The organism is Vreelandella neptunia, from assembly GCF_034479615.1.
GTDB classification, from domain to species: domain Bacteria; phylum Pseudomonadota; class Gammaproteobacteria; order Pseudomonadales; family Halomonadaceae; genus Vreelandella; species Vreelandella neptunia.
On sequence record NZ_CP140255.1, the window covers coordinates 2,587,644 to 2,601,798 of the forward strand.

Sequence of the window (14,155 nt, forward strand, 5' to 3'; positions counted from 1 at the left end):
TACCTTTAGTAAAAAAATTACTAAAAATACGTATTTAAGCGTCATGAGGCCGATAAATAGCGTTTTAATCGCCCCAAAAGGCTAGTATAAATCCAATATGTAGTAAAATTACTATATAAACGCTATCGTAGTCCAATACTAAATTGCCAACAATACCTCTACTCAAGGAGAGCGCCCATGACGAATGCGACTTCGAAAACAACGGCCCAGACGTCTACTTCCTCCCTTCCTTATACGCCCTCAGGCCCTCATACCCCTTTGAGACGCACCAAAATCGTCGCCACCCTTGGCCCCGCCAGTGATCGCCCCGGCGTGCTGGAAGCGATGCTAATAGCCGGTGTGGATGTGGTGCGGCTTAACTTCTCCCACGGCTCGGCGGATGATCACCGCCGTCGTTTAAGCGAAGTCCGCGAGATCGCCGAGCGCCTTGGCCGCAGCGTTGCTGCCCTGGGCGACCTGCAGGGGCCGAAAATTCGTATTGCGCGCTTCATCGAGGGCGCCGTCAAACTCGAGGTCGGCCAGCCGTTTGTCTTGGATATGGCATTGGACGCCAACAGCGGCACTGCTGATCGCGTCGGCTGCGACTATCAAACCCTGGCCGATGACGTCGTTGAGGGCGACCGTCTACTGCTCGACGATGGCCGTTTAGTACTCGATGTCACACGAGTAGTTGGACAAGAAGTGCATACCCGCGTTCACGTGGGTGGCAAGCTCTCCAACAACAAGGGCATTAACAAACAGGGAGGCGGACTCTCAGCGCCCGCGCTTACTGAGAAAGATAAGGACGATCTAAAAACTGCAATTGAGATTGGGGTTGACTACTTAGCGGTCTCTTTTCCGCGCAGCGCCGCGGATATGCAGGAAGCCCGCGAACTGCTTGGCGAAGCAGGTAAAGAGATCGGCCTGGTGGCTAAGCTCGAACGCGCGGAAGCGGTTGCCGACGACGCCACGCTGGACGGCATCATTGAAGCCTCCGAGGCGGTCATGGTGGCCAGGGGTGACTTGGGCGTTGAGATTGGTGACGCCGCGCTGATTGGTACTCAGAAGCGCATTATCAAGCACGCACGCTCACTCAACCGCGCGGTGATTACCGCCACCCAAATGATGGAGTCGATGATCGAGTCGCCGCTGCCCACCCGCGCCGAAGTCTTCGACGTGGCCAACGCGGTGCTCGACGCCACCGACGCGGTGATGCTCTCCGCAGAAACCGCCGCGGGTGATTACCCGGTAGAAACCATCGAAGCGATGAACCGCGTTTGTTTGGGTGCCGAGCGTGAGCGTCTCGCTCAAGAGTCAGGCCACCGTATTCATGAAGGCTTTGAGCGCATCGATGAAACCATCGCGCTGTCGGCGATGTATGCAGCGAATCACTTATCCGGCGTCAGCGCCATCGCCTGCATGACCTCCACCGGCTATACACCGCTAATTGCGTCACGGATTCGTTCAGGTTTGCCTATCGTGGGATTGGCCCACAGCCCTATCGCCCAGCGGCGCATGGCACTCTATCGTGGCGTGGTTTCTATACCTTTCGATACCACCGATATGGATCCGGCCAACCTTAACCAAGAAGCCTTAAAGCGCTTGCAGGCGCAGGGATTTATCCACCCTGGCGAGCATGTCATTCTCACTCGCGGTGACCATATGAATGCCCATGGGGGCACCAATACGATGAAAATTCTTGCCCTGGAGAGCGATTAATCGGCTAACCTCGGTAGCAAGCTTAATAAGAAAAAGCCATTCGGCCATAAGACCGTAAGGCAATAGAACCATGAGGGAAGTGACCAAATGAGTGACGCGCAACCGCCCCGCCAAGCCATCCGTACGCTGCAAGCACGCAAGCGCATTGCGCTGATTGCCCATGATGGCAAGAAGAGCGAAATGCTTGAGTGGGCAACCCGCTGGAAGGATACGCTGAGCCAGCACGAACTGATCGGGACAGGAACAACGTCTAAGCGGCTGCAAACCGCGTTAGGATTAGATGTGGAGGGTTTAATGAGTGGCCCCCTGGGCGGTGACCAGCAGATAGGCGCGCGGATTGCGGAGCAGCGGCTGGATGTGCTGATCTTCTTTTGGGATCCCTTCTCCCCCCAGCCCCACGACCCGGATGTCAAAGCGTTGCTGCGTTTAGCGGCGCTGTGGAATGTCCCCGTTGCCTGCAATGCGGCGAGCGCCGACTTCGTGCTCTCCTCGCCCTACTTGAGCGAGAGTTACGACATGTCGATACCAGATGCAGCAGCTTGGGCCCAGGCCCGCACGGTTTAACGCCTGTGCAGATGGCGCGCCACCACTTGTAGTCCGCTCTCATAGTGGCCGCTCATGGCGGCTAGGGCACAGCGCAATGTTAACTCGGCAATACGGTCATAATCCTGTAGCGCCGAGTTCACTGACTGAGGAAGGAAATCCAGCAGCCGGTGATCACCAAAAGTGGCCAGGCGAATATTTTCCGGCAGGCCGCCGCGCTCTAGAAACACATCAAACACCCCTTCCATCAGTGTATAGGACGCCGTCACCAATGCGTCGGCACCGCCCTGTTCATCCAGTAGCTGAACTGCTAAACGCGCCCCTTCACTGCGTTCATAGTGGGATCCGGTAAGATAAAGCGGTTCAATCATGCTGCCTTCAAGGGCCGCCTGAAACCCCGCCCGCCGCTCGCAGCTAACCGACAGATCCGGCATCGCTTCTAACCAGGCAACACGCTTGGTCGCCGCGCCGATTACCGAGCGGGTCAACGTCTTTGCCGCTTCCTGGTCATTACTCACGACACTGGCAAAGCGCGCCGGGTTGAGGCCACGGTCCATCCCCACCACGCACCAACCCTCGTCTACCAGGTCGGCATAAAAAGTGTCGTCGCTGGGGAGGCAGCTAGCAGTGATCAACACCTCACAGCGTTGTGCTCGCAGCGCCAACGCCAGTGTCCGTTCACTCTCTGCGCAGTCATCCGAGCTTACGATCAACAGCTGGTAACCCTGCTCCCGTGCACCCCGCTCCAGGCGTTTGGCTAGGCGGGCGTAACTGATGTTCTCCAAGTCCGGCACGATAAGCCCGAGCAAGCGACTTGCGCCCCGGCGCAGCGCTGCCGCCTGGGGGTCAATGTGATAGCGATGTTGCCGCACCACTGCCATCACTTTTTCAATTGTCGCCGCGCTAATGCGCCGCTGCTCGGCCTGACCATTAATGACGTAGCTAGCAGTTGTGCGCGAGACGCCGGCGAGCCGGGCAATATCGGCAAGTGTCATGCGGTTCCCCCTTGGTGTAACCGGGCAGTTTATCAGCAAGTTAGCGCCTACCAGACCAAAGTCTAAACGCCCAAGCCTTGTGTCATTCAGTGAATCGATTCAGCATAGCCAACTATACACAGATGATACGATTCATCTAGCTCACTTCGAAGCGCTACGACTATGGTTCTACACGGAGACACCTATGTTGACACTCGGCCCCGATGACATCTTGCTAGGCCGCCACGCCGACAGCTGGCAAACCGCGCTGGACAGTGCCGCTAAGGCGCTGGTTGAGGCCGGATTGGTTGAGGCCGAGTATCGCGACGGCCTGCACGCCCGGGAGGCGCAATCATCCACGTTTCTAGGCAACGCCATTGCGATCCCCCACGGTACGCCAGAAAGCCGTCAGTATGTGAAGCAAACGGGCGTACGCGTGCTGCAGTTTCCACACGGGATCGAGTGGCACGACGGCCAGCAGGTGCATGTACTCGTCACCATCGCTGCCCAGAACGATGAGCACCTGGATATTCTGCGCCAGCTCACTCACGTACTGGATCGCGAAGGCGTTTCCGAGCAACTGGCAAACGCCACCTCTGCGGCAGATGTAGCGCGGCTGCTTTCGAAACCAGCCTTAGAACCGCGCCTGGATGCCGACACCCTATGCGTCAACTTTCCGGCACGCGACCCACAAGAACTCGCCCTCGCTGCAGCCGCCCGCTTACGCCAAAGCGGCTGTGTCGATAACAGTTTTATTACCGCCGTCGCTGCGGCGCAGCCGACCTGGTTAGGTAAAGGGCTGTGGCTGGCTAGTAGTGCCCAGGGCGTTAATCAGCCCGCGCTAGGAGTGGCCACACCGGCTGAACAAAGCCTGGAAAGCGCTGGTCATCCGGTACATGCGTTGCTCTGCCTGGCCGCCCATGGTGATGCCCACCGCCCGCTGCTAGAGCAATTGATGGCGGTTTTGGAAAACAGCGAAAGCCAAAGCCTGGTGGGCAAAACCAGCGCGCAGCTGCTGGCCACCCTGGCGGGCGAAACCGCCAGCACTCAGACTCGCCGTGTGCGGGTACTTAACCCCCATGGCTTACACGCCCGCCCCGCCAAACAGCTTGTACAGATAGCGCGCGCCCAGGCCATGCCAATTCAGGCACGTTTGGAAGAAGGCAGCGCCACCCCGGTTTCCGCCGCCAGCCTGACCAAAGTGATTGGCCTGGGCGCACGCCGCGGCCAGTGGCTGGTGCTTTCAGCCGAGGGCGAGCAGGCAAGCGAAGCGCTGGAGGCCGTCGCCGAGGCGGTTGAATCGGGGCTGGGAGAGAAAGTCACACCCTTTGACGGTGGCTTTGATAGCGCGCCGGAAGCGAGCACCGCTACACCGGCCGTCGAGCCTCTCGCTGCCGATACGCCCCACGCCGGTGTGGCCGCCTCGCCGGGTTTGGCCATTGCGCCCGTGTTTGTCATTCGCCCGATGCAGTTTGAGTACACCGAGCACGCCAGCGACGCTGAACACGAAATCAGCCGTTTAAATAGCGCGCTGAAAGAGGGCGCCGCCCAGCTGCATACGTTGGTACGTAACGCCCCCGGTGGGGAAGTCGCCGATATTCTTTCGATGCACGAAGAGATGCTCGACGACCCGGAACTCCATCACGCGGCGACGGATGCCATTCGTGAGGGACGCTCGGCGGAAGCGGGCTGGTGGGAAGCGATTGAAACCGCGGCCCACGCCCAAGAGATGCTCGCTGATCGCCTGCTGGCCGAACGCGCAGCCGACCTGCGCGACGTGGGTCGCCGGGTGTTGGGCGTACTCTGCGATGTGACGCTCCCCGAACCGCCGGATCACCCTTATATTCTGGTGATGGACGATATCGGCCCTTCCGATGTGGCCCGCCTGGATACCTCCCGTGTGCGCGGCCTGCTCACCGTTCGCGGTGGCGCCACGGCGCACAGCGCTATTCTGGCCCGCGCATTGGGTATTCCCGCCGTCGTTGGCGCCGGGCAAGCGGTGATGGCACTCAACAACGCCAGCATGATGATTTTGGATGGCGAGCGTGGCCGGGTGACGTCGCAGCCTTCCGAAGAGCGCCTACAGCGTGCCGAGCAGCAGCTACTCGACCTCAAGCAGCGCGAAGCCGATGCCTGGGAAAGCCGCTTCGAGGTCGCCCAAACCCGCGATGGGCACCGTGTGGAAGTCGCCGCCAACCTGGGCAACACCGCCCACGCCGCCGATGCGGTGGAGCGCGGCGCTGAGGCGGTTGGCCTACTGCGTACCGAATTCCTGTTTATGGCCCACGCCTGCGCACCAGACTTAGCCACTCAGATTAGCGAGTACCGCCAGGCAATTGACGCCCTGGATGGCCGCCCGCTGGTAGCGCGCACCCTGGATGTCGGCGGCGACAAACCGCTGCCCTACTGGCCTGTGCCCCAGGAAGACAACCCCTTCTTGGGTCTGCGCGGCATTCGACTGGCACTAACCCAGCCCGAGGTACTTGAGACCCAGCTACGCGCACTCTTGATGGCAGCAGTCGAAAAACCGCTACGCATTATGCTGCCGATGGTCAAAGATATCGCCGAGTTCCGTGCCGTCAAAGTCATCTACGACCGCCTACTCCAAGAGATCCCTACTTCCCAGCGCGCCACCGATGTGCAGCTTGGCGTGATGATTGAAATACCCTCCAGCGCGTTGCTGGCACCCAGTCTCGCCGCCGAGGTGGACTTCTTCTCAGTCGGCACTAATGACTTGACCCAGTACACCCTGGCTATCGACCGTGGCCACCCGGAACTCTCTGCCCAAGCCGATGGTTTGCACCCCGCAGTGCTGCGTTTGATTCAAATGACCGTGGCGGCAGCCCACACCCAAGGCAAATGGGTCGGCGTGTGCGGCGAATTGGCTTCAGACGCCGTGGCTATTCCGGTGCTGGTAGGCCTTGGCGTTGACGAGCTCTCCGTCAGCGCTCGGCAGGTTCCGCTGGTCAAAGCCCGCCTGCGCGAGTTTGACTTCGCTGATGCCCAAGCCAGCGCTCAGTTAGCGCTGAATCAGGCGACTAGCGATGAAGTGCGCGATGCACTGGAGGCGCGCTAATGGCCCGCGTGCTATGCATTACATTGAACCCGGCACTGGATTTGGCGTTTAACCTTGACGCCTTGGTGCTGGGCAGCGTCAACCGCCCCACTAGCGCCCAATTAGAAGCAGCGGGCAAAGGCGTTAACGTTGCCCGCGTATTGGCAGGCCTTGGTCACGACGTCACCGTCAGCGGCTTTTTAGGTGCCGATAACGACGCTCCCTTTCAATTGACATTTACTCAGTACTCCCTGACCGACGCCTTTGTGCGCGTGCCGGGAGAAACCCGTATTAATGCCAAAATTGCGGAACAGAGCGGCCGCGTTACCGATATTAATGGCCCCGGCATGCCCATTGACGCCACGCATTTGCAGGCTCTGATCGACACGCTAAATACCGAGCTTTCCAGCGCGACACCACCCCAGGCGGTAGTCGTGGCGGGCAGCCTGCCCCCCGGGCTGTCACTGGACGATTTCAGCGCGCTGTTAAACCACTTAAACGCCAGCGGCGTACCGCTCTGGGTAGATACCAGTGGCCCGGCACTCAATGCGGCCATCGCGACTCACCCCGCCGGTGTTAAGCCTAATGAAAACGAACTGGCAGAGTGGGCGGGCGCAGATATGACCTCTTCTGATGCTCGCTTGAATGCGGCTAAACGGCTGCATAAAAGCGGCATCACTCATGCACTGATTTCAGCGGGTGCCGAAGGGGTACTGTGGGTTAACGCTCAAGGTGCCTGGCACGCCACCCCCCCTAAGGTCACCGCGACAAATACCGTTTGCGCCGGCGATACCTTTGTTGCGGGCATGCTCCACGGCTTGCTGACTCATCAGAACGGCCAGCAAGACGCTGAACAGACGCTGCGCTTTGCCACCGCGCTCTCGGCCGAGGCCGTGCGCCACGTTGGCGTGGGTAACCCCCACGCTGCCGATTTCGATTCACTCCAACAACACACCCGGATACGGCGTCTTGATGACACCATCACCGAGGGAGCCACGCTATGAATATTATTCTGATTACCGCCTGCCCCAGCGGCATGGCGACCACCTTCCTCGCGGCTAAGCGCCTGGAACAAGCCGCCCAGCGCCAAGGCTGGTCGGCACACGTGGAAATGCACGGTGAAGTCGCGCCGCTCCAGGCCGCTACTGCCGAGCAGATCGCTAATGCCGATTTGATCGTGGTCGCCGCCGATCACGTGCCTGCCCCGGAGCGCTTTGAAGGCAAACGGCTATTCCAAGCGCCGATTGCCAGCGCACTCCCCGACCCCAGCGCTTTTCTGGCCCAGGCTAAGCGTGAAGCGCCGATTTATAGCGCCCCGGCCGCCTCTAGCGCACCTACCGCTGCAAGCAGCGCGGGTGGCAAGAAAATCGTTGCCGTCACCGCCTGCCCCACCGGCGTGGCGCATACCTTTATGGCCGCCGAAGCCCTCGCCGAGGCGGGCAAAGCCATGGGCCACGCCATTCGCGTGGAAACCCAAGGTTCGGTGGGCGCACAAGATAAATTGACTGAAGAAGAGATCGCCGACGCCGACATAGTCGTACTGGCCTGCGATATCGACGTTGATCCGTCGCGGTTTGCTGGTAAGCGCATCTACCGCACCTCTACCGGCAACGCGCTAAAAAAACCACGCCCCACCCTTGAAGCCGCACTGAGCGAGGCCGCCGTAGAGAGTGGCAGCAGCAGTGCGGGCACAGCCAATAAGAGCGTCAAAGAGAAAGGCGTTTACAAGCACCTACTCACCGGCGTTTCCTTTATGCTGCCGATGGTCGTAGCAGGCGGCCTGCTAATTGCGCTCTCCTTTGTGTTTGGTATTGAGGCCTTTGAGCAGGAAGGCACCCTGGCCGCCGCGCTGATGCAGATCGGTGGCGGAACCGCCTTTGCGCTGATGATTCCAGTGCTAGCAGGCTATATCGCCTACTCCATCGCCGACCGCCCCGGCATCGCGCCGGGTATGATTGGCGGCATGCTGGCGGCCAATATCGGCTCCGGCTTTATCGGCGGTATTTTGGCGGGTTTCCTGGCGGGCTATGTGGCCCTGGCGGTGACACGCTACGTCAAACTGCCCTCCAGCGTTGAGTCACTCAAACCCATTCTGATCATTCCGCTGGTTGCCAGTTTGGTCACCGGCCTGACCATGATTTACGTCATTGGCGAACCGGTCGCGGCGCTGCTTAATGCGCTGACCAGCTTCCTGGAATCCATGGGCTCCACCAACGCGGTGCTGCTGGGTATTCTGCTAGGCGCGATGATGTGCTTTGACCTGGGTGGCCCGGTCAACAAAGCCGCTTACACCTTTGGAGTAGGCCTGCTCGCCTCTGAAACCTACGGCCCCATGGCGGCGATTATGGCGGCGGGTATGGTACCTGCCATTGGTATGGGCATTGCCAGCTTTGTAGCCCGCAACAAATTCTCGGCACCGGAGCGCGAAGCGGGCAAAGCCTCCTTCGTACTGGGCCTTTGTTTTATCAGTGAAGGCGCGATCCCCTTTGCGGCGAAAGACCCGCTACGCGTTATCCCCGCCTGTATCGCTGGGGGTGCACTCACCGGCGCCCTATCGATGCTGGTAGGCGCAAAGCTTATGGCTCCCCACGGCGGTATCTTCGTACTGCTGATCCCCAATGCCATCACCCCGGCACTGCTCTACCTTGGGGCTATTGTGGCTGGCTCGCTGGTGACCGGTTTAGGCTATGCATTTATCAAACGTGATGCGGCACAGGTAGCACTCGCCACCTAACCGCTGTTACCAAAAAGTGAGGGCAGGCGAACATGCCTGCCCTTTTAAATACGTCGCTTTACGCATTTAATACCTTTTCACGCCACTTATACCCTCTACTCTTTGTCATTTTTTATGTAGTATTTTTACATAACCTACTTTTTGATCACCAATTCACCTATAACAAACGGATCATCCTATGTTTCAGCTCACTCGCAGTGTTACCTGGCAGGCACTTGAACGCTTGCGCGACAAAACCGCAAACGACCGCATTCGTGACTACTTCACCAATGACCCGCAGCGCTTTGAGAAAATGAGTTTACGGGTGGGCGGTCTGTTTCTCGACTACTCCAAGCACCATGTCTCCGATGAAGTGCTTACCAAGCTGATTGAGCTAGCCGACCACTCCGCACTGGTACAGCGCCGGGCACAGATGTTCTCCGGGGATATTATCAACGTTACGGAAAACCGCCCGGTACTGCATACGGCTCTGCGTCACTTAGGCGATGAGCCGGTCTATGTGGACGGCGAAGACGTTATGCCGGAGATCACCCGCACCCGCGAGCAGATCAAGCTGTTCTCGGAAGCGGTACGCAGCGGTGAATGGAAAGGCTACAACGGCAAACGCATTAAAGACGTGGTCAATATCGGCATTGGTGGCTCGGATCTTGGACCCAATATGGCGGTTCGCGCGCTGCTCAAATACCGCCACCCGGAGCTGCACTTCCACTTCGTCTCCAACGTGGACGGTACCCATATTCAAAAGGTGCTCTCGCGCCTTGACCCGGCGACTACGCTGTTCATCGTCTCTACCAAGACCTTCTCTACCCAGGAGACCCTGCTAAACGCCAAAACCGCGCGGCGCTGGTTCCTGGAGAACGCTGGCGAAGACGCCGACGTGGGCGCGCACTTTATTGCCGCCTCTACCAACCGCAAAGCGGCCATGGAGTTCGGCATTCGCGAAGAGAACGTGTTCGAGTTCTGGGCCTGGGTGGGCGGCCGTTACTCCATGTGGTCGTCCATCGGCCTACCGATTGCGCTTTCGATCGGCTTCGAAGGCTTTATCGAGCTGCTGGAAGGCGCTCATGAGATGGATAACCATTTCATCAACGCGCCCTTCTCGCAAAACATGCCCGTGCTGATGGCGCTGATTGGTATTTGGTACATCAACTTTATTGGCGCCGAAACTCAAGCCATCGTGCCCTACGACCAGGCGCTGAACCAACTGCCTTCGTTTTTGCAGCAGCTGGATATGGAGTCTAACGGTAAGTCGGTGGATATTTTCGGCCACCCGGTGAATTACAAAACCGGCCCGATTGTCTGGGGCCAGACCGGCTCCAACGGCCAGCACGCCTTCTTCCAGCTACTGCACCAGGGCACCCGCTACGTGCCGATTGATTTTATTGCCTCGCTCAAGCCCGAGCCCGGCGTGGAAGACCACCACTTCGCCCTACTGACCAATATGCTCGCCCAGGCCAACGCCTTTATGGAAGGTAGCCAGGGGGATAGCAAAGAGCTAAGCCAACACGATCCCTACAGCTGCCCCGGCAACCGCCCTTCCAGCACCCTACTGCTGGATGAGCTAACGCCGAAAAACCTGGGCGCGCTAATCGCGCTCTACGAACATAAGGTGTTCGTGCAAGGGGTAATCTGGAACATCAACTCGTTTGACCAGTGGGGTGTGCAACTCGGCAAGCGCATCGCCGGTGAAATCAGCGAGCGCATCGACACCAACGCCGCTGACTTCGACACCTCCACTCAAGGCCTGCTGGAACTGGTGCGTGCGCACTTCCCCAATGGTGGCAGCGGTGAGAAGGAAAGCGCACCGGCCAGTGCCGAGAAAAAGCCAGCACGGAAGAAGCGTTGAACGGATAGGTTGGTAAATCGATAGAAAAGCAACGCCTTGGTTTGAAAGAACCAAGGCGTTCGTTTTTGCATGAGAGTCAGAACGAACTTTCTACCGCTTGTGGTAGACGTACTGATCATTGGATGTCCCAGTACATAATATGTTGAGGCCCCGCAGCCCCACCCAGATATTGCTCACCTGTCTCATGAAAGCCTGCCTTTTGGTAACAGGTGTATGCCGCTGGATTCTTACAGTTCACGGTTAGATAGAGGCGTGGGTAGTTCGCATAGTTTTCTTTTAGATAGGGAAACAGCGCTTTTACCGCCGAAGTTCCGAGCCCTCTGCCCTGCTGCCTGGCGTCAATGAGAAACGTGCGCAAGCCTATGCTGCCTTTAGTGCAAAAATCATAATCATCAGCGTAGGCTATATCGATTTTGAAGCACCCGATCAACTGATCATTGTGTTTTATCACATGCAGATGCGTAGATTCATTTTTATCAGCGAGAAAGTCCTTAGCAGTTCCCACAAACTTCACCTGATCATCGTGTACTGTGATACTGCACAGCACGGGGATATCCGATGCATTAAGTTTTTCTAGCTTGATCATCTAATTATTACAGCCTTACAGAGGGCTTCAGAACGCTCATTTGCATTTTCTTTCGCTAGCTCAATAACCGCATGCCCTAACTGAACCAAGGTGGCGAAATTGGGTGTGGTTTGTGGCCTTAAAGAACGATATGCACTAGTACGGCTTTTGATACCTGCTTTGGCAATGACCTGGCTATGCCCGAACTGCTCCACGTAGGAACGAATAGCAGCCTGTAAAATGTCGGGACGGCCTTCCTGCATAGAGTCCCAAGAGGCTTGCTTAATAACGTCTTCCATTTCCTGCACGTTGAAGTTAGTAGCTGCTGTTTTCTGCACGCCCTTTGTCGCTGCACGCAAAGTGTCCGCTGAAAGCTCGTTCCCACGCCAGTTGAGCGAGCCATCCGCGGTTAGTGAAAACTTTTGGAAGTCTTTAATTGCTGAAAAGGGTGCCTTGCTAAAATAGTCTGATAGATCAGCAATGCCATGAAAACCATCGTTAAAAACCAGTTCAAGCTTATATGGCCCAACCAAATCCACATCAATAATTTTTAACATATGTCACCTAACTTGCCTGGGTTTTCACCTTTTACTGCTTTCTGCCACATATGCATTAGCTGCTCACGATGCTCAGCAATGTTGTTTTCAGCCCGCTTACGTTGCTTATTGGGCAAATATCCCTCCAAGCACTCACCTGACTCAATCGCGATTATCAATTCATAGCCACCATATTTCACGTGCAGGTGGGGAAGCTTGTGCTGCTTGTTATCAAAAAAATACATACAAAATGAAAGCCCTAGCAGAGCATCAATCTCTGGCATGAGCACTTCTTGAATTACACCCTGAAGGCAGAGTAGCACCGTATCTTAAAAGAGACAAAAACAATCATCATATTTCCACCTCCTCCGGAATCAGCGCCAGCAGATCGGTGACACCAATATCTACACCGGCTTGGGAGAATAAAGTAGATGCCTGCCCGCGGTGGTGGGCTTGGTGATTGAAGAAGTGGAGAATCAGGCTTGAGTAGCGTCGCTTTGAGGCCACTCCTTTAGTGTTGTGATAACTCAGCGTGGTACTCAAATCGTCATCAGTTAGCGCGCCCACCCAGTTAATAATTACAGTATCAAGCCATCGGCGATGCGCTTTCAGGCCTTCCAAGTCATCAAACATCAATTCATCAAGCCGCTGTGGCGCAGGGAGGTCGACTATTACCGCAAGCGTTCTTGCGCTAGACGCGGGATGCGCTGCAAACCGTTTAAGCCAAATGGTATCGGCGACCACAACATGATTTAGCGTGCCAAAAATCGAACCGAAGAAAGCTCCACGCTCTTCATTAAGCTCAGCGGTCGTCAGCCTGCTGGCAGCATCGTATACCTTGGTGTTCATCCACTGGTTATAGGATGCCATCAGCTCAAAATGTGGTTGCAGCTCCATAGGTCATATCGCCTCTTTCAATATGGGCGCCAGCTTGGCCGTGAGTGAAACGCCAACAGGCCCTAGTTAAGAGTATGAAATAACAGAGCGTCTGTTCATCCCCCGAATTTAGCATTTAAGCCCCTACCCCTCTGCTTGCGTCTTTTTATAAACGCCATATACTGTATATATAACCATATACATGCATCAATAGCGTTTAGAGGTGAGGTGGCCAATGACGACTCCCGAACAAGCGTCTCATGTGTCAGCCGTGCGTAAAGGTCGCGGGGCAACGTACGACCCGCACAATCGTTTTGCGCCCACCCGCAGCGAGGCGGAAGATGACGGCTGGTGGCGGGAAGAGGCCTCTACGACTATCGCCACCGAAGTGCGTGAGGAGGTGAGCAAAAGTGCTTTGTCGTGGAATCGCTCGCCAGATTTACCTTTTGATCGCTCGCTGAACCCTTATCGCGGCTGTGAGCATGGCTGCGTTTACTGCTATGCCCGCCCCTCCCACGCCTACTGGGACTTATCACCAGGGTTGGATTTTGAAACCAAGCTGATTGCCCGTAGCGGTTTAGTGGAGCGGTTAACCGAAGAGCTGTGCCACCCCAATTACGTGTGCCGCCCGATCAACCTTTCCGGCAACACAGACTGCTATCAGCCGTTAGAGGCCACCTACCAAACCACCCGCCGTTTGCTGGAGCTGCTACTGGAGTGTCGCCATCCGGTAACGCTGGTGACTAAAAGCACCTTGGTACTGCGCGATTTAGAGCTTCTGGCGGAAATGGCCGAGCACCGGCTGGTGCGTGTGTTTGTCAGTTTGACCAGCCTGGATGCCCAATTGAAACGCACATTAGAGCCACGGGCGGCATCGCCTCAGGCGCGCTTGCGGGCGATTCTTGAACTGAATACAGCGGGCATTCCAGTGGGTGCGCTAATTTCGCCAGTTATTCCGGGGCTAACCGATCATGAGATTGAAAAGCTATTGGAAGCCGCCAGCCGTGCAGGAGCGCGAACCGCCGCCTGGATGCTGCTGCGCTTACCCTATGAAGTGGCGCCGCTATTTGAAGCCTGGTTAGAAGCCCACTACCCGGAGCGCGCGGCGAAAGTGATGAGCCTAATGCGTCAGTGCCGTGGCGGTAAGGCGTACGATGCCAAGTTTGGTAAGCGCTTTCGCGGTGAAGGGGTATTTGCTGATTTAATTGCGCAACGCTTTGCCCGCGCCAGCCGCCAGTGGAACATGCAGGATCGCACCGAGCAGGGCTTAAACACCCGGGATTTTCGCCCACCACGCGCGCAGCAGGATTTATTCATTTAAGCTAGGC

Annotated in this window: 12 protein-coding genes; 7 read left to right on the top strand and 5 right to left on the bottom strand. The window is 57.0% G+C overall.

The window, feature by feature from the left end:
* Nucleotides 1-177 precede the first annotated feature (177 nt).
* Both pyk and SR894_RS12070 read left to right on the top strand, forming a co-directional pair.
* Entirely contained in the window at nt 178-1,698 is a 1,521-nt protein-coding gene (pyk, locus tag SR894_RS12065; RefSeq protein WP_246638101.1) for a pyruvate kinase, read from the top strand.
* 87 nt (nt 1,699-1,785) lie between these two features.
* Nucleotides 1,786-2,262: a methylglyoxal synthase gene (locus tag SR894_RS12070; protein ID WP_088700522.1), complete on the top strand. Its 477-nt coding sequence runs from the start codon at nt 1,786-1,788 to the stop codon at nt 2,260-2,262.
* On the opposite strand, the gene cra is transcribed toward SR894_RS12070, so the two are convergent.
* The gene (gene cra, locus SR894_RS12075; protein ID WP_223288161.1) at nt 2,259-3,236 is read right to left on the bottom strand and encodes a catabolite repressor/activator; all 978 of its coding nucleotides are present in this window, start codon (nt 3,234-3,236) and stop codon (nt 2,259-2,261) included. The genes SR894_RS12070 and cra overlap by 4 nt on opposite strands.
* 184 nt (nt 3,237-3,420) lie before the next feature.
* Here cra and ptsP point away from each other — a divergent pair, with 184 nt between their 5' ends.
* The 4 genes from ptsP (at nt 3,421) to pgi (ending at nt 10,850) form a co-directional block, all read left to right on the top strand.
* Nucleotides 3,421-6,291 carry a phosphoenolpyruvate--protein phosphotransferase gene (ptsP, locus tag SR894_RS12080; RefSeq protein ID WP_223288162.1) on the top strand — a complete coding sequence of 957 codons (2,871 nt, stop codon included), beginning with the start codon at nt 3,421-3,423 and terminating at the stop codon, nt 6,289-6,291.
* Nucleotides 6,291-7,274, top strand: coding sequence for a 1-phosphofructokinase (gene pfkB, locus SR894_RS12085; protein WP_133732645.1), 984 nt, complete (start codon nt 6,291-6,293; stop codon nt 7,272-7,274). Before ptsP ends, pfkB begins: the two co-directional genes overlap by 1 nt.
* On the top strand, nt 7,271-9,004 hold the full coding sequence (locus tag SR894_RS12090; RefSeq protein ID WP_133732646.1) for a PTS fructose-like transporter subunit IIB: 1,734 nt from the start codon (nt 7,271-7,273) through the stop codon (nt 9,002-9,004). Before pfkB ends, SR894_RS12090 begins: the two co-directional genes overlap by 4 nt.
* Before the next feature lie 178 nt (nt 9,005-9,182).
* Nucleotides 9,183-10,850 (top strand): glucose-6-phosphate isomerase, encoded by a 1,668-nt coding sequence (gene pgi / locus SR894_RS12095; protein ID WP_133732647.1) that lies wholly within the window; start codon nt 9,183-9,185, stop codon nt 10,848-10,850.
* A gap of 115 nt (nt 10,851-10,965) precedes the next feature.
* Here pgi and SR894_RS12100 read toward each other — a convergent pair whose 3' ends face one another.
* From SR894_RS12100 to SR894_RS12115, 4 genes are all read right to left on the bottom strand, one after another.
* Nucleotides 10,966-11,436 carry a GNAT family N-acetyltransferase gene (locus SR894_RS12100; protein WP_133732648.1) on the bottom strand — a complete coding sequence of 157 codons (471 nt, stop codon included), beginning with the start codon at nt 11,434-11,436 and terminating at the stop codon, nt 10,966-10,968.
* A complete protein-coding gene (dhiA, locus tag SR894_RS12105) occupies nt 11,433-11,972 on the bottom strand; it encodes a type II toxin-antitoxin system antitoxin DhiA (protein WP_133732649.1) in 540 nt (179 codons plus the stop codon). The genes SR894_RS12100 and dhiA overlap by 4 nt, the downstream gene beginning before the upstream one ends.
* On the bottom strand, nt 11,966-12,235 hold the full coding sequence (dhiT, locus tag SR894_RS12110) for a type II toxin-antitoxin system toxin DhiT (protein WP_166650410.1): 270 nt from the start codon (nt 12,233-12,235) through the stop codon (nt 11,966-11,968). Before dhiT ends, dhiA begins: the two co-directional genes overlap by 7 nt.
* 67 nt (nt 12,236-12,302) lie before the next feature.
* Nucleotides 12,303-12,848: a DinB family protein gene (locus SR894_RS12115; RefSeq protein WP_133732651.1), complete on the bottom strand. Its 546-nt coding sequence runs from the start codon at nt 12,846-12,848 to the stop codon at nt 12,303-12,305.
* A 214-nt stretch (nt 12,849-13,062) separates the two neighbouring features.
* On the opposite strand from SR894_RS12115, the gene SR894_RS12120 reads away from it, so the two are divergent.
* The gene (locus SR894_RS12120; RefSeq protein WP_133732652.1) at nt 13,063-14,148 is read left to right on the top strand and encodes a PA0069 family radical SAM protein; all 1,086 of its coding nucleotides are present in this window, start codon (nt 13,063-13,065) and stop codon (nt 14,146-14,148) included.
* The last annotated feature ends 7 nt before the right edge of the window (nt 14,149-14,155 follow it).